Below are 20,450 nucleotides of genomic sequence, written 5' to 3'. Positions count from 1 at the left end.
TATTGGTTGAATTATTATTAAAAATATTATTAAAAGTATTATTAAAATTATTACTAAAAGTATTATAAATTTAAAAGTATTATAAATTATATTATTAAGTATTATTGATGTATTAATGAAAATTGTTATTAAAAATTAAATGATGTTAATAGGTGTTTATATTGAATGATATAGTTAAAGATATTGGATTTAGAGTAAAAGAGCTTAGAAATCTTTCTGATATATCTATAAATCAAATTGCTACTTATTTGGGTATTGATGAAAATGAATATCTAAACTATGAATCTGGTGAAAAAGATATTCCTGTTGGTGTTTTATATGAGATATCTCAAATATTAAAGGTTGATATGGGGCTTTTAGTTTCTGGTGAAGAAACAAGAATGCATATTTTTAATATTACACGTGCTGGAAAAGGAATTCCAGTCGAAAGACGTGAAGGTTATAAATGCGAAAATTTAGCTGACAGATTTATTCATAAAAAACTTGAAACTCTGACAGTAACTGTTGAACCAAATGATGAAAAGCCTCCTATGAACCATCATCCAGGTCAAGAGTTTAATTATGTTTTAGAAGGCTCTTTAATGCTATATATTCATAATCGTGAGATTATTTTAAATGAAGGAGACTCAATATTTTTTGATTCAAATTATGAACATGCTATGAAAGCTTTGAATAATGAAAATGCTAAATTTTTAGCAGTCATTGCACAATAATTAATATATATTAAGTAGTTTCTATTAATTAGAATTAATAAGTAGTTTGTATTAATTAGAATATATTAAATAGTTTGTATTAATCAGAATATAATAAATAGTTTGTATTAACTAGAATATATTAAGTATTTTATATTAATTAAATTATATTGATTTAGATTGAATTTAAATTAGAATTTATTAAAGATATTAGAATTTTAAGTATTTATAGGGGTAATTTATGTCATCACTTACTAAAGATTTTGTTAATAAGGTTGATTTTGAATCTTATGAGGATTTCAAGGAAAATTTTGAATTTAAGATTCCAGAAAATTTTAACTTTGCATTTGATGTTGTAGATAGATATGCTGAGGAGGATCCAGAAAAGATAGCTCTTATCTGGTGTAATGATCATGGAGATGAAGAGATTTTTACTTTTTCTGACATGAAGAAATATAGTAACAAAACAGCTAACTTCTTTAAGAGTTTAGGTATTAAAAAAGGAGATGCTGTAATGTTAACTTTAAAAAACCGTTTTGAATTTTGGTTTTCAATGATGGCTCTTCATAAAATAGGAGCAATACCTATACCTGCTACGCATATGTTGAAAGTTAAGGATATGATTTATAGGATAGAGAGTGCTGATGTTGATATGATTTTATCCTTAGATGAAGGTGACTTAATCAAAGATTTTGATGATGCAGAAAAATTAATTGATTCATCCAAAACGATTAAAAAAATTTTTGTTGGAGATAAAACTGGTGATAAAACTATTGATGGTTGGTTAAATTTTACTAAGGGTATTAATGATGCATCTGATGTTTTTGATAGGCCTGTTGGTGATGAAGCTACTAAAAATGATGATAAATTTTTAATTTATTTTTCTTCTGGGACTTGTGGTCAACCTAAAATGGTTTTACATGATTTTACTTATCCTATTGGTCATATAATTACTGCAAAATATTGGCATAATATTGTTGAGGATGGAATTCATCATACTTCTGCAGATACTGGTTGGGCTAAAACTAGTTGGGGATCTTTGTATGGTCAGTGGATAGCTGGTACTGGACTTTTTATTTATGACTATGATAGGTTTGATGCTTTAAATCTTCTTGAAAAGGTAAAAGAATATAAAGTAAATACTTTTTGTGCACCTCCTACTATCTACAGGTTTCTTATAAAAGAGGATTTATCAGATTATGATTTTAGTAATTGGACTTATGCTACAACAGCAGGCGAACCACTAAATCCTGAAGTATTTAACAAGTTTTATGAAATTTCTGGACTTAAAATAAGAGAAGGTTTTGGTCAAAGTGAAACTGTAGTGATTATAGCTAATTTCGTTTGGTTAGAACCACGTCCAGGGTCTATGGGCAAGATAGCTCCAACTTTTAATGTTGAAATTCTCGATAATGGTGGAAATGTTGTTGATATTGGTGATGAAGGTGAAATAACTATAAATATCACTAATGGTAATCCTACTGGATTATTTAATGAATATTACAAAAATCCTGAAAAAAATGCTGAATCTTGGTATAATGGGCATTATCATAGTGGGGATACTGCTTGGATTGATGAGGATGATTATTTATGGTTTATTGGAAGAACTGATGATATTATAAAGAGTTCTGGATATAGGATTGGTCCTTTTGAAGTTGAAAGTGCTTTAGTTTCTCATCCGAGTGTTTTAGAATGTGCAATCACTGGTTTTCCAGATCCTGTAAGGGGCCAAGTTGTTAAATCCACAATAGTCCTTGCAAAGGGTTATGAACCATCAGAAGAGCTGAAAAAAGAGATACAAAATCATGTAAAACAAGTTACAGCTCCTTATAAATATCCAAGAATTGTTGAATTTGTAGATGAGCTTCCAAAAACTATTAGTGGTAAAATTAAAAGAAAAGAAATTAGGATTGATGATGAAAATAAATAATGAATAAATAGTTCATTATTTGATAGATAACTAAAATTAATAGTTAGAATTAATAATTAGAATAATGATTATAATCAATAATAAAATTACTAATAAAATTACTAATAAAATTACTAATAAAATTACTAATAAAAATAGTAATAAAAATAGTAATAAGATTATTAATAAAATTATTAATAAAATTACTAATAAAAATAGTAATAAAAATAGTAATAAGATTATTAATAAAATTACTAATAAAAATAGTAATAAAATCATTAATAAAATTAATATTAGGACTGATAATTATAATTAATAATTAATTAATATATTAATAAATAGGTGTTAGAATTGACAAAATCTAAAAAGAGACCACAACCTTTCCCTATTATTCATAAAGAAGAGTGTAAATCTTGTAATAGGTGTGTTATTTCATGTAAAAATAATGCTCTTGAGTTAAGTAAGGATCTTAATGAAAGTGGGTATAATTATGTTGTTTATAAAGGGAAAGGATGTAATGGTTGTGGTGATTGTTATTATACCTGTCCAGAACCATTAGCTGTTGAAATTCATATACCTAAAAGGAAAAAACTTAAAAAAGAGGAGTGATATTGAATGGCTAGTCAAATGATTAAAGGAAATACTGCAATTATTATTGGAGCTATGTATGCTGGTTGTGATTGCTTTTTTGGTTATCCAATAACTCCTGCTAGTGAAATATTACATGAAGCTTCTAAATATTTTCCAATGGTTGGAAGAAAGTTTGTTCAAGCTGAAAGTGAAGAAGCAGCTATCAATATGGTTTATGGTGGTGCATCAGCTGGTCATCGTGTAATGACTGCTTCATCTGGACCAGGAATTAGTTTAAAACAAGAAGGAATTACTTTCCTTGCAGGTGCAGAACTTCCATCAGTTATAGTTGATATTATGAGGGCAGGTCCTGGTCTTGGTAATATTGGACCTGAACAAGGAGACTATAATCAAATTGTTAAGGGTGGGGGGCATGGAAATTATAAAAATATTGTTCTTGCTCCAAATAGTGTTCAGGAAATGTGTGATCTTACAATGAAAGCTTTTATGCTTGCTGATAAGTATAGAAATCCCGTAATCGTTTTAGCTGATGCTGTTTTAGGTCAAATGGCAGAACCTCTTCGTTTTCCTCAAGTATCAATAGATCATAAGCCTGATAATAATTGGGCAGTTCGTGGAAATAAAGAAACAATGAAAAATCTTGTAACCTCGATCTTTCTTGATTTTGATCAGCTTGAGGAATTTAATAATAATATTCAAGTTAAATTTGATGAAATTGAAAATAATGAAGTTGATTTTGAAGAATATATGGCTTCAGGTAATGATATTGAAGATGCTGAAATAATTCTTGTAGCTTATGGTATTAGTAGTAGGTTAGCTCGCTCTGCAGTTGATATTGCAAGAGAAAAATCTGGAATTAAGGTAGGTTTACTTAGACCAATATCTCTTTTCCCATTTCCAAGTAAAAGAATTGCTAAATTAGCTAAAAAGGGTTGTGAATTTATATCTGTTGAAATGAGTAATGGTCAAATGAGAGAAGATATAAAATTGGCGGTTAATTGTGCAATATCTGATTGTAAAGATATTCATTTAGTTAATAGAATGGGTGGGAATTTAATTGAGGTTAAAGACATCCTTGAAAAAATATATGACTTGGCTGAGTGTGAAAAGTGTAAAGTGAATTTAGCTAAGGAATATCCTGATGATGATGAAGATATGGACAAGTTTGATGAACCTTATATTGATTCTAATTATAAAGAGGGAATTGATGAAGATGATATTAAATATCAAATTATTGATTAATTAATTGGGGTTTTAAGTATGGATTCTAATAACAATATTAATACTAATACTACTGGTAATACTAATAGTAAAACTAATAGTAATGCAAATAAGGCTAATAATAATATAAATAGCAATACTAATAGTAATACTAATAACAATACTACTAATACTAATGACGATACTAATACTAATAGTAATAGTAATAGTAATAATAAGTTTGATAATACTGTTTATGAAACAAAAGTCATCAAAAAACCAAATTCTTTGTATGATGAATTTTCTCGTAAAGGTGAGTCTTTTACTAAGGTTACACATTATTGTGCAGGTTGTGGTCATGGTATTCTTCATAAACTTATTGGAGAAGCTATGGATGAACTTGAAATACAGGATAGGGCTGTAATGATCTCTCCTGTTGGTTGTGCTGTATTTGGTTATTATTATTTTAATTGTGGTAATGTACAAACTGCTCATGGAAGAGCTCCTGCTGTTGGTACTGGTATTTCTAGAGCTGAAGATAATGCTATTGTAATGTCTTATCAAGGTGATGGGGATTTAGCTTCTATTGGTTTAAATGAAACTATTCAAGCAGCTAATCGTGGTGAAAAATTAGCAGTATTTTTTGTTAATAATACTGTTTATGGAATGACTGGAGGTCAGATGGCTCCAACTACTCTTATTGGAGAGATAACTGTTACATCTCAATCTGGAAGGGACCCTAATTTTACTGGTTTTCCTATGCATATGTGTGAACTTCTTGATAATTTAAAAGCTCCTGTTTTTATTGAAAGAGTTTCTCTTGCTGATGTAAAGTCTATTAGAAAAACTAAAATTGCTGTTAAAAAAGCTTTGAGAATCCAAAAAGAAGGTAAGGGGTATTGTTTTATTGAAGTTCTTTCTCCTTGTCCTACTAATTTAAGGCAAGATGCTGAAGGTGCTGAAAAGTTCATTAAGGAGCAAATGGAGAAAGAATTCCCAGTTAAACGTTTTAGAGATTTATCTAAAGAAAGAGAAAAGGTTGAAAGAGGATCTTCAGATTTTTCTATTGAGAGTTTAGATAATATATTTAATATTGATAGGGAAAATCCTATTGAAACTAAAATCGATCCTGAATTTAAACCTGTAAATATAAAAATTGCAGGTTTTGGTGGTCAAGGAGTCCTTAGTGCAGGTCTTACTCTTGCTCAAGCCGCTTGTAATGATGGAAAGAATGTTTCATGGTATCCTAGCTATGGTCCAGAGCAAAGAGGAGGTACTTCTAATTGTTCTGTGGTTATATCTGGTGATGTAATTGGATCTCCTGTTGTAGATAAATGTGATGTTCTCATTGCTCTTAACAGACTAGCACTTGAAAAATTTACTCCTTATATTAAGGATAAGGGTATTATTCTTTATGATTCTCGTGTGGGTGATTTTGAAATTGATAAATTGGATAATTTTGAAGTTATAAAGGATAAAGAAATAAAATTAATTCCAGTTCCTGCATTAGATATAGCTAATTCTCTTGGAAACCCAAAAGCTTTTAATACTGCTATTATAGGTACTCTTATGGAAATAGGAGCTATAATTTCAGAAGATGCTTATAAAGAGGGAATAAAAGAGATATTTTCTTCTAAACCTAAATTAATTCAGTTAAATATTGATGTTTTAGAGGCTGGAGCTAAATGGATGAGAGAACATTTAGATGATTATTTGTAGTTTGGATTGATTATTAATAATTTAATGGGGATTGTTAATAGTTTGATTGATTATTAATAGTTTTTAATTAATTGTTTATATTATTATATTTAAAAGTATTATTTAGAGTGATTAAATGTCTTATAAAAAATTAGCTAAAAGTTTTTTAGATTCTGCTAATGTTTCTATTGGAGATACCGTTAAAGTTGAGAAAAATAAAGTTTTATATGAAGGTATGTTGCTTGATAGGTCTGAAGATTCTGATGATGGATATATTGTTTTAAAACTTGATAGTGGATATAATTTAGGAGTTAATATTTCGGATGCTAAAATTGAGTTAATAAAAAAAGGTGAAGAACCTAAAATTCAATTTGACCCATTCGAGATTGAAGAAGATATTAATAAGATGGATATATCCATAATCTCTACTGGGGGTACTGTTTCTTCTGTGATAGATTATAAAACAGGAGCAGTTCATCCAGCTTTTACTGCTGATGATTTGCTTCGAGCTAATCCTGAACTTCTGGATATTGCTAATTATAAAGTAAAAGCTCTTTATAATATTTTAAGTGAGAATATGAAGCCTGAATATTGGGTAGAAGCAGCGAATTCTATAGCTAATGAAATTTCTGATGGTGTTGATGGTGTAGTTGTAGCTCATGGAACTGATACTATGCATTATACTTCAGCAGCTCTTAGTTTTATTTTGGAAACACCTGTTCCTATTGTTGTTACAGGTGCTCAAAGAAGTTCTGATAGGCCTTCTACTGATGCTTATCTAAATTTATTTAATTCTATAGGTGCTGCTAAATCCGAAATTGCTGATGTTACTGTTTGTATGCATGAAGGTTTGGATGATGGTTATTGTTGCTTACATAAAGGAACAAAAGTTCGTAAGATGCATACAAGTAGAAGAGACACTTTTAGAAGTATTAATTCTGAGCCTATAGCTAGGTTAAAAGATTCTAAAATATTTAATATAAATCCAAATGTTGATTATAATAAAAGAGGTTCTAAAGATTTAACTTTAAGAGATAATCTAGAGTCTAAAATAGCAATTATAAAAAGTTTTCCAGGAATTCAAAATGAACTAATTGATTATCATATTGATAAAGGGTTTAAAGGCTTAGTTATTGAAGGAACTGGCCTTGGTCATGTTCCAGATTATATGCTTGATTCGATTAAAAGAGCAAATGATGAGAATATTCCTATTATTATGACTTCTCAGTGTTTATATGGTAAAGTAAATATGAATGTTTATAGTACTGGAAGAAAATTAATTAATGCTAATGTTATATCTGGTGGAGATATGACTCCTGAAGTTGCTTATGTTAAACTTTGTTGGGCTTTAGGTCAAAATGATAAATTTGATGAGGTTAAAAATATTATGGAAACTAATATTGCTGGAGAATTATCTGAAAAATCTTCTTTAAAATACTTTTTAAATTAATTATAAAATATTTATTATATAAAATATTTATTAGTTTAATATTATTTTAATTATAAGATACTTATTAGTTTAATTATAAAATATTTTTTAATTTAATTATCTTGTATTTATTTAAATCTTATTTAAAAATATTATAGCTATGTTTTAGCTATTGTGATTGTTTAATTATTTATGGTTATGTGATTTTATGGATTGGAGTGAATTAGGTCTTAGAATGGGATTAGAGATTCATCAACAGTTGAATACAAAGAGTAAATTGTTTTGTCCTTGTGCAACTGAACTTGTAGATGAAATGTTTGATGAGGAAATAAAAAGAAATTTAAGACCTACTCAAAGTGAACTAGGTCAAATCGATAGGGCTGCTCTTCAAGAATCTTTTAGGAAGATGAAATTTAATTATGAAGCTTATTATTATCATACATGTCTTGTTGAAACAGATGATGAACCTCCTCATAGTTTAAATCAGGAAGCTTTAGAACTTTCTATGGTCATAGCTACTCTTTTAAACATGCAAATTGTGGATGAATTTCATACAATGAGGAAACAGGTTATTGATGGAAGTAATACTGGTGGATTTCAACGTACTGGACTTGTAGCTACTACTGGATACCTTGATACTCCTCATGGTAAGGTAACTATTGAAAATCTTTGTTTAGAAGAAGATGCTTCTAAAAGAATTGCTATTGATATTAAAAATAATCAAAGTACTTCTGCTGAGGATTACACTCATTTTAGACTTGATAGGTTAGGAATTCCACTTGTTGAAATCACTACTGATCCTTCAATATATCATCCTGAACAGGTGAAAGAAGTAGCTTATGCTTTAGGTCAAGTTTTAAGAAGTACTAATGTTAAAAGAGGACTTGGAACTATAAGACAGGATTTAAATATCTCAATAGCTAAAGGGGCTCGTTGTGAAATAAAAGGTGTTCAAAACCTTGATTTAATGCCTAAAATTGTTGAAAATGAAGTTCAAAGACAATTGAAACTTATTGAAATTAAAGAGGAACTTCAAAAGCGAAATGCAAAGGTTCTTGATGAAATTCATGATTTAAACATTATTTTTAAAAATAGTTCTTCAAAGATTATTTCTAGAGCAGAATCTGTGAAAGGTATTGTTTTAAAGGGTTTTGCTGGTTTAATTGGTGAAGAAGTTCAAGAAGGGCGAAGATTTGGAACTGAGATTGCTAGTTATGCTAAAAAAAGAGGGGTTTCTGGTATTTTTCACACTGATGAGCTTCCTGCTTATGGTATAACTGCAGAAGAAGTTGAATCCATGAAAAGTCATTTAAATGTGGATGATGATGATGCAATAATTATAGTTGCTCATAATGAGGAAATTGCTATTTCTGCATTAGAAGAGGTTATAAGACGAGCAAATATGGCATTTGAAGGTGTTATTGAAGAAACTAGAAAATCTCTTGATGATGGAAATACTGAATATATGAGACCTCTTCCTACTTCTAGTAGGATGTATTTAGAAACTGACATTCCTTTGTTTAAAATTGAAGAAGATTCTATAGAAAATATTAAAAATAATTTACCAGAACTTCCTGATGTGAAAAAAGAGAGAATTATAAAAGAATATAGCTTAAGTGATGACTTAGCTAATCAGCTAGTTAGAAGATTAAGGGCTGATGACTTTGAATATATTGTTTCAAAAATTGAAGGTTCTAATATTGATTCTACAACTATAGCCTCTGTTTTAGCTTATGATTTGAGGGAAATAAAAAGAGAAGGATATAATGTTTCAAATGTTAATAATGAATCATTAATATCTATTTTTAATCTTCTTGCTGATTCAAAAATATCTAAAGATGCTATAAATAAGATTATTATTGCAATATCTGAAAACCCTACTTTAGATCCAGAAGAAATAGCTAAAAATAATAACCTTTTAGTTCTTGATGAAAATGAAGTTTTGAACATTATCGCAGATGTAGTGGCTAAAAATAGTTCTATGGTTGAAGAAAGAAAAATGGGTGCTATGGGTCCATTGATGGGAATGGCTATGGGAAAACTTAAAGGAAAAGCTGATGGAAAACTTGTAAATAAACTTCTTAAAAATGAGATAGAAAAATTAATTTAATTTAAATTATATAATTAAAATATTATTATATAATTCAAGAGAATTAAGAGACTATAGTATAATAAAATATTACTATAAAGTTTATAGTATTATTATTAATATTTATACTATTATTATCAATATCTATATTATTAATAATATTTATAATATTAATATCTATAATATTTGTATTATTATCGATAATACTTATATTATTATTATCATTTGTAATATTTATATTATTATTTATAATATTTGTATTATTATCTATAATACTTATATTATTATTATCATTTGTAATATTTGTATTATTGTTCATTATTGTTATTAATGATATTTATTAAACTTATATGCTTTATAAAAATATTAAATATGGGGTTTAGGATAAAATGGAAAAATATGATATTATAATCATTGGTGCAGGTCCTGGAGGATTAACAGCAGGATTATATGCTGGAAGACAAGGAACAAAAACTTTATTATTAGATAAAGGTCTTGTAGGTGGTGCAGGACTAATGGTTCCTTCAATGGAAAATTATCCAGGTTTTGAACTAATAGCAGGTATGAGTTTAATAGCTAAAATGAAAAAACAGACTGAAAAAAATGTAGCTATTAATGAAATGGAGAATGTTGAGTCTATAGAAAAAATTAATAATGGATTTATGATTAAAACTTCTGAAACTGAATATCAAGCTAAATCACTTATTTTAGCAACTGGAGCTACTCATAGAAAATTAGGTGTTCATGGTGAAGATGAATTTAAAGGTCTTGGTGTTTCTTACTGTGCTACTTGTGATGGATTACTCTATAAAGATAAAGATATTTTGATGATTGGTGGGGGAAATAGTGCTCTTCAGGAAGCTATATTCTTACATAATGTTGGGTGTAATGTTACAATTGTTCATAGACGTGATAAATTTAGAGCTGAAAAATATCTTCAAGATAAGATTGATGAAAAACAGATACCTGTTATTTGGGATTCTGTTGTTGAAGAAATAAAAGGTAATCAAATGGTTGAGTCTGTAGTTTTATCAAATAAAAAAGATGGTTCTAAAGAAGAATTAAAAGTCCAAGGAATTTTTATAGCTATTGGAGATACCCCTTCAAGCGAATTAGCTAAAGAATTAGCTGTAAATGTTGATAAATATAATCATATAATTGTTGATAAAACCCAAAAGACCAATGTTGATAATGTTTATGCTATTGGTGATGTGACTGGTGGTGTAAAGCAATGGGTTGTTGCTTGTGGTGAAGGTGCAGTAGCTGCCACTTATGCTTATCAAGGGCTTGAACACACTAATAATAGAGATATAAATTAAAAATAGAAGATTTTTGAGGATTAATAGATTAAAAATGATTAAGTAAAAGACTGTATTATAATAATATAATAATTATTAACCTATTTCAATTTATGTTGATTATATTAATTTATTTTAAAAATTATTTAAAAATTAAAAAATTAAAAAAAATTAAAAGAATTAAAAGAATTAAAAGAATTATTAAATATATTAATCCTAATACTTTTTGTATTGGTTAGATTTAAAATAGCTGTATATTAAGAAAGCTATTATTAAAACTATTATAATTGGTAAAAGTATTGGTATTATCCATAAAAATATATAAACAACTAAAGCTCCAATTAGAACAGCCACTATCATATATATTAAATCTTGAAGTTCCATGCATATTTTATTTATAAAAAGTAGTATATAAATAATTTGAATTTAATAGAGTTTAAGAAATTTATTATAATAATCATTAAGAATTAAATATAATCAATTCTATAATAATATAAACTATTAATTCTATAAAATATTGTATGATTGATTTTAGTATTATGATGTAATTAATTATCATATGATGTAATTAATTACTGTATAATTAATGTTATATAATGTAATTAATTACTGTATAATTAATATTATATAATGAATTAATTTTAGTGTAATGCATTAAATATATAATAATCAATATCATAATATTAATGTTATGATAAAATTAATTAATAATTGTTAATCATATTATTTATAATTATTAATTTTGGGTTGATACTTATTCTTTGATTAATATGTATATTTAATAAAACACTATCAAATACTTTTAAAATAATATTTAAAGAGTAAAAACATGAAAATTTTAATTATTAACAACAAAGGCCAATATAATCATAGAATTGGCAGAAGTTTAAGATATTTAAACATTCCTTATGAACTAATTCCAAATAATCTTTCAATAGATGAAATTAAGGAAAAAGAACCTATGGGTTTGATATTTGGAGGAGGTCCATCTATTGAGGAATCAGAAAATAGTTTAGAATATATTAATAACATCGATGATATTGGTGTCCCTATTTTAGGAATATGTTTAGGTCATCAGTTAATAGCTAAATCATTTGGAGGAGAGGTTTCAAGTTCTTCAACAGAAAGCTATGCTCAAATTGATATAGATATATTAGATGAAAATAAGCTTTTTAAAGGAGTTTCATCACCTATGAAAGTTTGGACTTCTCATAAAGATGAAGTTAAAACCTTACCAAAGAATTTTAAAACATTAGCTAAGTCTTCTATATGTGATATTGAAGCTATGAAGCATGAAAAAAAAGATATTTATGGTATTCAATTTCATCCTGAGGTTCATCACACTCCTGAAGGAGAAATTATATTTAAAAATTTCCTTAAAATATGTGAAAATAATTTGTAATAAATTTTCAATAATTTAATATTATTATTTTTAATAATACATTTTATAATCTAATGTTATTATAAACATAAAGTATTAGATTATTTGATAATATATAATTAAATAAAATGATAATCAAAATATTATATATTAATATTATATAATCCTAAATAGTAATATTATATATTAATTTACTAATAATAATTTAATTTACTAATAATAGTATATATTAGTCTATTTATATTAATTTATAGTATTAAATTTTATATTATTAGTAATATTTATATTATTAGTAATAATTATTATTGTCTATTATTTAATATTATTATTTAATACTATTATTTAATACAATTTAATAATATTTAATCTATTATCCTTAATTGGATATATAGCAGAGGTATAACAATGATCGATAATGTTGAAGAATTAAAAAATAAAGCAGTAGATTATAAACAAGAAATCAAAAGAGAAGGTTTGTCCATCATAATAGGAGATTCTGAAGAAAATTTTAGAATTTCTGGAATCGGTGAAAAGGCAGTTAAAATAGAAAAATTTATTAAATATGAAGATATGATTGAAGCTTTAGAACTTGGAAGAGATGATAGTCTTGAAATAGCTATAAAGAAAGTTATTGAAGATTTTGAACCTTCTGAAGATAAAGAATAATTTTTAGAATAAATTATATGTAAGATTAGCTACTTTATGTATTCATAGCTAGTTATATAGTATTTATATAGTAATGTATTTTTATTATATATTTTTATATTCATATTATAGTTATTTTACTAATTTAATAATTCATTAATAATTTATTACTAATTCATTACTAATTTATTAATGATTTATATATCTAATTGTCTATTTTTTATATTATTAACAATTAAAATAATTAAAATCAAGACTTGATCCTATTATCTTATTAATTTGAAATCAAACTAATTTTAACTCATAATTTTAAAATAAAAATACATATATTAAATATGCTAATAAAATAACAATTATCACTGGAGCTAACCATCTTAGTACTTTATATGTAACATATGCTAAAAAAAGACAAACTAAAATAACTAATATGTTTTCTATTGTAATCATATATAAAAATAGGTTATTAAATAATATAAATCTTTTTAATGATTATTTTATTGATTTCTAATATTTTATTTATAAGATATTTCATTTAGGAAATATTTCATTTATAATGTATTCTGTTTATGAAATATTTTATTTAGAAAATATTTTATTTAGGAGATACATTATTTAAAATATTTAATACAGGATTTTTTATTTAATAGTAAATTATTTTTATTTTTAGTATTTTTTATTAGTATTTTTTATTTAGTATTTTTATTTAGTATTTTTTGTTTAATAAAAAATTATTTTTCATTTAGTAATATATTTTTATATTATGTTTTCATAATATACATTTAGAATATATTTTAAATATTTTTATAAAAATTTATTTTTATATATTATTTTAAAATTTTTGAATATTATATACTCATAGGTGTCATTAATGATTAATCCATCTGAATTTATAAAGGAATCTATTGAAAATATTAAAAATGAAATTAATAATGAAAAAACTATTATAGCATTATCTGGTGGTGTAGATAGTTCAGTATGCTCTGTATTAGTTAAAAAAGCTATTGGCGATAATTTAGTAGCTGTTTTTGTTGATCATGGTCTTCTTCGTGAAGGTGAAGTTGAAGAAGTTTGTAAAACTTTTGAAAATAGGCTTAACTTTGTTTATGTTGATGCAAAAGATGAGTTTTTAAATGCTCTTTATGGAGTAGAAGATCCAGAAGAAAAAAGAAAAATTATTGGGAAAGTCTTTATCGATGTTTTTGAAAGAGAAGCTGAGAAAATTAAGGCTAAATTCCTTGTTCAAGGAACAATAGCTCCAGATTGGATTGAAAGTGAAGGTAAAATTAAATCTCATCATAATCTTGCCCTGCCTGGGGGGATGGTTTTAAAAGTTGTTGAACCTGTTCGTGATTTATATAAAGATGAGGTTAGAGAAATTGGGCTTGAATTAGATCTTCCAGATGAACTTGTTTTTAGACAGCCTTTCCCAGGACCGGGACTTGCAGTTAGGGTTGTTGGTGAGCTTTCAGAGGAAAAATTAGAGATTTGTAGAAAAGCTGATGCAATTGTTAGAGAAGAAATATTAAAAAATGGGCTTGGTAAAGAATTATGGCAATATTTTGCAGTTCTTACTGATACTAAAGTTACTGGTGTAAAAGGCGATCAAAGAGACTTTGGATATTTAGTGGTTTTAAGAATGGTTGCATCAGTAGATGCTATGACAGCTTATGTTCCAGAATTACCATGGGATGTTATTAGATCTATATCTAAAAGAATAACTTCTGAAGTTTCTGAAGTTACTCATGTTTCTTTATCTATAAGTGATAAACCACCAAGTACAATCGAGTTTGCATAAATATATATTTATATACTTATCAAAATCTTTATCACGATATTTATTAAAATATTTATCAAGATCTTTATCAAGATCTTTATCAAAATATTTATTAAAATATCTATTAAAATTATTAATATATTTATTAATATACTATTAATATACTTATTAATATTATAAAATAATTATAAAATATGATATAATTAATATGAGTATGAATATTATTAGTATATTGTATTACTATTAGTATTATTCCTATTTGTAATCTATTTATTTGTGATGCATTATTATACTGCATTATTTTATGTATTACTTTATAGTGTATTATTATTTAATAAAACATATGTTAATAGAAATATTATATGAATGAAATATTTGGAAGAATTATATTAATAATACATATGTTAATAGAAATATTATATGAATGAAATATTTGGAAGAATTATATTAATAATACATATGTTAATAGAAATATTATATGAATGAAATATTTGGAAGAATTATATTAATAATACATGTATTAATAGAAATATTATATAAATGAAATATTTGAAAGGATTATATTATAAACTGATTAAAGGAAGATAATATGGAGATGGAGTCTGAAAAACACAAATATTGTATCTATTGTGGAGAGAAGATCTCTGCTGATGCTGAAAAATGTGAACATTGTGGAAATTGGTTTGAAAGAAGTTCAGTATCTAGAAATCATATTCAAAACAATTATGTTTCAAAAGATAATTTAAATAAAGATAATGATTTAAAAAATGAAAATAGTAATGATATTCATACTAATGATATTGAGGATAAATCCAAGCCTTTTTCAGAATCTAATACAATTAATACTTATAATAAAGGGGATTTTCCTAGATATTCAAATATTCTTCCAATAAGAAGACTTTTACTTTTAATGGTTTTCACATTAGGTTTATATTCATTTTACTGGGTCTATAAGACTAATTGTTATTTAAAAGATGATCTTGGTAAGGATGTTAGTCCAGGTATAAGAACATTTTTAATGATAATCCCTATAGCTAATATAATAGTTTTTTATCAAACATTAGAAGATATGAACCAGTTTATTAAACAAGAAAAAATTGAATCTTCTTATTCTTCAGGTTTAAATGTACTAACTTTAATATTTTCTAATTTTCTTCCATTTTTAGGAGTAGTATTATCTTTCTGGGTATATGCAAATATTCAAGAAAGTATTAATGACTTTTGGAGGATTAAACAATCTAAACTTCCTGTCAGAAGGGAATTTAGTAATTCTGAAGTATTGGTGATGATTTTAGGAGCTATATTTTGGCTAGTGTTTTTTATATTTTATATGGGATTTCTAGTTTATGCTTAATCAATGGTTTTAATCTGATCAATGGTTTAAATTTTTAAATAATTATTTTGTTTTCTATTTTTTTTATTATAGTTGGTTATATAAATGGATTTATTACTTATTCAATCTCAAGAACATGAAACTCTTCCTTTAGCTGAGTTAAAAGCTGTTTTGGCTTGTGAAGATATTGATTGTGATGTTGAGGTTATAGCTCAAGGATTAATTTTACTAAAATCATTAAATGAATTGGATTTTTATAAAAATTACAAAGTATTGGTTAGGCGATTAGCTTATACTCATGAAATTCATGAACTTATATTAAGAACAGATTTATATAATCTTGAAAGGGACTTTAACTCTGTTAATTGGAATGATTATATTGAAAAGGATTTTGTAGTTAGAATTAAAAGGTTTGAAAAAGTAAATATCGATACAACAGCTATTGAACGAAAATTAGGTCATTTAATTTTATCTTCAAATAATGCTGTTTATGGTGCTTCTGAAAAAACTGATGGGATTGATTTTAAGGTTAATTTAAATAATCCAGAATCATTTATTAGGGTTGTAGCTACTCAAAAAGAAGTTTTCATTGGTATTGAAAAGCTTAAACTTAATAAAAAGCATTTTCAAGATTTAAAACCTCATAAACGTCCTTTTTTTTATCCTGGTTCTATGAGTCCTAAGCTTGCTCGTTGTATGGTTAATTTATCACATATAAAAGAAGATCAGCTTCTTCTGGATCCTTTTTGTGGTACTGGTGGTATTCTTATTGAGGGTGCTATGATAGGTACTAAGCTTATTGGTTCTGATATTAATTGGAAAATGAAAAATGGAACACTGATAAATCTTGATTATTGTAGTAATCTTGATTATTGTGATATTTGTGAAAATGATTTTGAGGCTCATCATATTGATGTTCGTGAATTGAAGCTGTATAAAAAGGTTGATGCTGTTGTTACTGATCCTCCTTATGGTATTTCAACTTCTACTGGTGGTGAAAAAAGTGGTAAGATATTTCACCAGTTCCTTGAATCAATCGATTATAACATGAAAGAAAATGCATATTTATGTATAGCTCATCCTCACTATCTTGATATAGATCCTTTCTTAAATGAACTTGGCTTCAAATTATTAGAGAGGCATAAGATTAAAATGCATAAAAGTTTAACTCGTATTATTTCTGTTATTAAAAAAACCAATTAAATAACTTATTTCTTTTAAACATTTTTAATTTTAATATTTTCACTTTTAATATTTTTATTTTTAATTTTAGTATTTCTATTATTTTTAACTATATTATTTTTACATTTAGTATTTTTATTTTTAATATTTTTATTTCTATTATTTTTAATAAATTATATTATATTGTAATTATAAAATAGAATTATTAGAAATATGAAATAGAGTTAAATAGAACTAAAATTTAAAATGTATTATATATGAAATATGAATAAATATATGAAATTTAAAATATACTATTAAAATGTAATATGTATACAATATAATAGATATGCAATATAAATAAATACACCTTTAGGGGATTAGATGAAAATAAAAGTATTAGACACTACCCTTCGTGATGGGGAGCAAACTCCTGGAATATCGCTCACAGCTAGTGAAAAGTTAAGAATAGCTACAAAACTCGATGAAATTGGGGTTAATATTATTGAAGCAGGTTCAGCTATTACTTCTCATGGTGAAAGAAAATCTATTAAAGAGATAACAAGTGAAGGGCTTAATGCTGAGATAGCTAGTTTTGCTCGTGCTGTTAAAATAGATGTCGATGCTGCTTTAGAATGCGATGTTGATAGTGTGCATCTTGTTGTTCCTACATCTAACCTTCATATAGAACATAAACTTAAAAAATCTAAGGAAGAGGTTTTATCACAAGCAATTGATGCTAGTGAATATGCTCTTGATCATGGATTGATAGTTGAATTATCTGCTGAAGATGCAACTAGAAGTGAAATGAAGTTTTTAAAGGAAATTTTTAATCAAGGTGTTGATGTAGGAGTACAAAGAATTTGTGCTTGTGATACTGTTGGAATGCTCACTCCTGAAAAATCTTTTGAGTTTTATAAAGAGTTAAGTACTATTAATGCACCTTTAAGTGTTCATTGTCATAATGATTTTGGTTTAGCTGTAGCTAATACTCTTGGTGCGATTCGTGCTGGAGCTACTGAATTTCATTGTACTGTAAATGGAATTGGTGAAAGGGCAGGGAATGCTTCTCTTGAAGAGATTATTGTTTCATTAAAAACACTGTATGGTAAAGGTCAAAATTATACCATTGAAGATAATGATTCTTCAATTTATAAAACAGATATTAATATTCAAGAACTTTATTCAACATCAAAACTGGTATCTAGACTTACTGGTGTTTATCTTCAGCCTAATAAAGCTATTGTTGGTGAAAATGCTTTTGCTCATGAGTCTGGAATTCATGCTGATGGTGTAATTAAAAATGCTGCTACTTATGAACCAATAGTTCCAGAACTTGTTGGTCATAAACGAAAATTTATAATGGGAAAACACATTGGAACTAAGGGATTGAAAAACAATCTTGATGAGCTTGGAATTAAAGCTAGTGATGAACAGTTTATGGAGATTTTTGATAAGGTTAAAGCTTTAGGTGATATGGGCAAGTGTGTTACTGATGTTGATTTACAAGCTATAGCTTATAATGTTTTGGAGTTAAAAAGAGAGCAAAAAGTTAAACTTGAAGAAGTTACTATTGTTTCTGGAAATAAAGTTATCCCAACTGCATCAATAAAGCTTAAAATTGATGATAAAGACATTTTAGAAGCTGGTGTTGGTATTGGTCCTGTGGATGCTGCTATTGTAGCCGTTAAAAAGGGAATATCTGAATTTGCAGATGTTGAACTTGAAGAATACCATGTAGACGCGATTACTGGTGGTACTGATGCTTTAATTGATGTTATTGTTAAGTTAAGGCTAGGTGATAAGATAATTTCTGCAAGAAGTACACAACCAGACATTATCAATGCTAGTGTTGAAGCTTATTTAAGTGGCGTAAACAGACTTTTAGAAGATGTTGAATGAGGATCAATCTTCAATTTTTTGATAAATGGTGTTATTTTGAAAAATAATAATGAATTGAAATATAATGGGGAAAATATAGATGAATTAAACCTTTTTGAAACTTTTGGAATTGAAGATAATATTGAAATAGTTGGATTTAAAGGTAATATAGAAAACATTCCTAAAATTTTAGAAAAAGTTGATTCAATAAAGAATAATTGTTGTGATGGTTGTATAATTCAACTAATGGATGCAACTGCAATAGCTGGAAAGAAACATCTTTTTCATGGAGTAATTCACGCTATTTTAGCTTTTAAAAGAGGCACAAATTTAGCTAATGATTTGGGAATTGAAATTGTTTTAAGAACATCAGCTCAAAGACAAATATCAAAAGCTTTAGATGTTTTAGGTTTAAAAGAAAAACAGATGGATATAGCTATTGTTTTAATTAATTGCCCAGATTATTTTATTGAAGAGCTATCTGAAATATTTATTAGAGATGATATTGTTTTAAAACCAAACTTATCCCTACTTAAAGAAATATTCAGTATTCCAGAGGAAGAATTAGCTATTATGGCTGTTGATGATATTTTAATTGATAGAACTTCAGCTTTAATAGTTGAGTTATGATTTTTTATCTTTTTTTTATTTTTTATTTGAACATAATTTAAAAAGCATGATTTATTAAAATTAAAAGAATTTTTTATTCAAAGTTTCTAATTTGTAATTTTTTCTAAAGCAATACTATAACTATAGAATACTTTTGGTCCTTTAGAAGTTTTAAATCCTTTTTCTTTGATTAATCTAACAGACTTTTCAAAATTTTCTTTAGAAACATGACCTTTAGGTTCTATGATTAGAATTTTACCTTCATTTTTCAATAAATTCTTTAATTCTCCTAAAAACTTTCTTTTATTTGGTACTTCATGTAACATATAAAAGATTAAAATGAAGTCAAATTTCTCTGAAAGACCAATACTATCTTTTTGAGTTTTATGAAGTTTTATAATCTCTTTTAAATGGTTATTTTTTGTTTTATTTTCTACTTTAATTAGCATTTCTTCTTGCAAGTCTGCTGCAACTACTTTTCCAGATTCACCAACTAAGTTTGCCATTTCTAATGTGAAAAATCCAGGTCCACAGCCTAAATCAAGAACATTCATCCCTTTATTAATATAAGGACTTAATATTTTATTTGGGTTTTGAAATAATTTACGAATTTTAGAATCGAAAAAACCAGCTCTCTTATAAGAACAAACATCTTCATTGGCCATAATATATCACCATAATAATAAATATAATTGTTATAATGCTATCACTAAAAAACTCAAACCTATTTTTTAGATAAACAAAAAATCATATTAAACAT

General features: G+C 26.3%; 16 protein-coding genes. 15 read left to right on the top strand and 1 reads right to left on the bottom strand.

All coding sequences use genetic code 11. From position 1 onward, the window contains the following. Nucleotides 1–152 precede the first annotated feature (152 nt). From MBBAR_RS03855 to cgi121, 15 genes are all read left to right on the top strand, one after another. The gene (locus MBBAR_RS03855; RefSeq protein ID WP_211272912.1) at nt 153–713 is read left to right on the top strand and encodes a helix-turn-helix domain-containing protein; all 561 of its coding nucleotides are present in this window, start codon (nt 153–155) and stop codon (nt 711–713) included. Between the two features lie 220 nt (nt 714–933). Continuing rightward, nucleotides 934–2,622, top strand: a complete 1,689-nt coding sequence (locus MBBAR_RS03850; RefSeq protein ID WP_080459944.1) for an AMP-binding protein — start codon at nt 934–936, stop codon at nt 2,620–2,622. 330 nt (nt 2,623–2,952) lie between these two features. After that, nucleotides 2,953–3,210 carry a 4Fe-4S dicluster domain-containing protein gene (locus MBBAR_RS03840; RefSeq protein ID WP_080459942.1) on the top strand — a complete coding sequence of 86 codons (258 nt, stop codon included), beginning with the start codon at nt 2,953–2,955 and terminating at the stop codon, nt 3,208–3,210. Nucleotides 3,211–3,216: 6 nt separating this feature from the next. Then, entirely contained in the window at nt 3,217–4,434 is a 1,218-nt protein-coding gene (locus MBBAR_RS03835) for a 3-methyl-2-oxobutanoate dehydrogenase subunit VorB (RefSeq protein ID WP_080459941.1), read from the top strand. Nucleotides 4,435–4,452: 18 nt separating this feature from the next. Then, on the top strand, nt 4,453–6,111 hold the full coding sequence (locus tag MBBAR_RS03830; protein WP_080459940.1) for a 2-oxoacid:acceptor oxidoreductase family protein: 1,659 nt from the start codon (nt 4,453–4,455) through the stop codon (nt 6,109–6,111). 115 nt (nt 6,112–6,226) lie between these two features. Then, complete coding sequence (gatD, locus tag MBBAR_RS03825) at nt 6,227–7,540, top strand: Glu-tRNA(Gln) amidotransferase subunit GatD (RefSeq protein ID WP_080459939.1); 1,314 nt, start codon at nt 6,227–6,229, stop codon at nt 7,538–7,540. A gap of 187 nt (nt 7,541–7,727) precedes the next feature. Continuing rightward, entirely contained in the window at nt 7,728–9,629 is a 1,902-nt protein-coding gene (gatE, locus tag MBBAR_RS03820) for a Glu-tRNA(Gln) amidotransferase subunit GatE (RefSeq protein ID WP_080459938.1), read from the top strand. Nucleotides 9,630–9,997: 368 nt separating this feature from the next. Then, entirely contained in the window at nt 9,998–10,927 is a 930-nt protein-coding gene (trxB, locus tag MBBAR_RS03810) for a thioredoxin-disulfide reductase (RefSeq protein ID WP_080459936.1), read from the top strand. Nucleotides 10,928–11,735: 808 nt separating this feature from the next. Then, nucleotides 11,736–12,308: a GMP synthase subunit A gene (locus MBBAR_RS03805; protein ID WP_080459935.1), complete on the top strand. Its 573-nt coding sequence runs from the start codon at nt 11,736–11,738 to the stop codon at nt 12,306–12,308. A gap of 384 nt (nt 12,309–12,692) precedes the next feature. Then, nucleotides 12,693–12,953 carry a hypothetical protein gene (locus tag MBBAR_RS03800; protein ID WP_080459934.1) on the top strand — a complete coding sequence of 87 codons (261 nt, stop codon included), beginning with the start codon at nt 12,693–12,695 and terminating at the stop codon, nt 12,951–12,953. A gap of 847 nt (nt 12,954–13,800) precedes the next feature. Continuing rightward, nucleotides 13,801–14,727: a glutamine-hydrolyzing GMP synthase gene (gene guaA / locus MBBAR_RS03795; protein ID WP_080459933.1), complete on the top strand. Its 927-nt coding sequence runs from the start codon at nt 13,801–13,803 to the stop codon at nt 14,725–14,727. A 568-nt stretch (nt 14,728–15,295) separates the two neighbouring features. Beyond that, the gene (locus MBBAR_RS03790) at nt 15,296–16,060 is read left to right on the top strand and encodes a zinc ribbon domain-containing protein (protein ID WP_080459932.1); all 765 of its coding nucleotides are present in this window, start codon (nt 15,296–15,298) and stop codon (nt 16,058–16,060) included. Between the two features lie 84 nt (nt 16,061–16,144). After that, a complete protein-coding gene (locus tag MBBAR_RS03785) occupies nt 16,145–17,242 on the top strand; it encodes a TIGR01177 family methyltransferase (RefSeq protein WP_080459931.1) in 1,098 nt (365 codons plus the stop codon). A 342-nt stretch (nt 17,243–17,584) separates the two neighbouring features. Then, nucleotides 17,585–19,102, top strand: a complete 1,518-nt coding sequence (locus tag MBBAR_RS03780) for a (R)-citramalate synthase (protein ID WP_080459930.1) — start codon at nt 17,585–17,587, stop codon at nt 19,100–19,102. 36 nt (nt 19,103–19,138) lie between these two features. Further along, entirely contained in the window at nt 19,139–19,711 is a 573-nt protein-coding gene (gene cgi121, locus MBBAR_RS03775) for a KEOPS complex subunit Cgi121 (RefSeq protein ID WP_225370287.1), read from the top strand. Nucleotides 19,712–19,797: 86 nt separating this feature from the next. On the opposite strand, the gene MBBAR_RS03770 is transcribed toward cgi121, so the two are convergent. Beyond that, nucleotides 19,798–20,355 (bottom strand): class I SAM-dependent methyltransferase, encoded by a 558-nt coding sequence (locus tag MBBAR_RS03770; RefSeq protein ID WP_080459929.1) that lies wholly within the window; start codon nt 20,353–20,355, stop codon nt 19,798–19,800. Between the last annotated feature and the right edge of the window lie 95 nt (nt 20,356–20,450).

It is taken from the genome of Methanobrevibacter arboriphilus JCM 13429 = DSM 1125 (assembly GCF_002072215.1).
GTDB classification, from domain to species: domain Archaea; phylum Methanobacteriota; class Methanobacteria; order Methanobacteriales; family Methanobacteriaceae; genus Methanobinarius; species Methanobinarius arboriphilicus.
Note: the sequence above shows the minus strand (reverse complement) of the source record. Positions and strands in the feature narration are given on the sequence as shown.

Excerpts from the sequence above, each read along its gene's own strand:
- MBBAR_RS03850 (WP_080459944.1), top strand. The coding sequence starts at position 934 with ATGTCATCACTTACTAAAGATTTTGTTAATAAGGTTGATTTTGAATCT.
- gatE (WP_080459938.1), top strand. The coding sequence starts at position 7,728 with ATGGATTGGAGTGAATTAGGTCTTAGAATGGGATTAGAGATTCATCAA.
- MBBAR_RS03835 (WP_080459941.1), top strand. The coding sequence starts at position 3,217 with ATGGCTAGTCAAATGATTAAAGGAAATACTGCAATTATTATTGGAGCT.
- trxB (WP_080459936.1), top strand. The coding sequence starts at position 9,998 with ATGGAAAAATATGATATTATAATCATTGGTGCAGGTCCTGGAGGATTA.
- MBBAR_RS03770 (WP_080459929.1), bottom strand. The coding sequence starts at position 20,355 with ATGGCCAATGAAGATGTTTGTTCTTATAAGAGAGCTGGTTTTTTCGAT.
- guaA (WP_080459933.1), top strand. The coding sequence starts at position 13,801 with ATGATTAATCCATCTGAATTTATAAAGGAATCTATTGAAAATATTAAA.
- MBBAR_RS03780 (WP_080459930.1), top strand. The coding sequence starts at position 17,585 with ATGAAAATAAAAGTATTAGACACTACCCTTCGTGATGGGGAGCAAACT.
- MBBAR_RS03805 (WP_080459935.1), top strand. The coding sequence starts at position 11,736 with ATGAAAATTTTAATTATTAACAACAAAGGCCAATATAATCATAGAATT.
- MBBAR_RS03790 (WP_080459932.1), top strand. The coding sequence starts at position 15,296 with ATGGAGATGGAGTCTGAAAAACACAAATATTGTATCTATTGTGGAGAG.
- MBBAR_RS03785 (WP_080459931.1), top strand. The coding sequence starts at position 16,145 with ATGGATTTATTACTTATTCAATCTCAAGAACATGAAACTCTTCCTTTA.
- MBBAR_RS03830 (WP_080459940.1), top strand. The coding sequence starts at position 4,453 with ATGGATTCTAATAACAATATTAATACTAATACTACTGGTAATACTAAT.
- gatD (WP_080459939.1), top strand. The coding sequence starts at position 6,227 with ATGTCTTATAAAAAATTAGCTAAAAGTTTTTTAGATTCTGCTAATGTT.
- MBBAR_RS03800 (WP_080459934.1), top strand. The coding sequence starts at position 12,693 with ATGATCGATAATGTTGAAGAATTAAAAAATAAAGCAGTAGATTATAAA.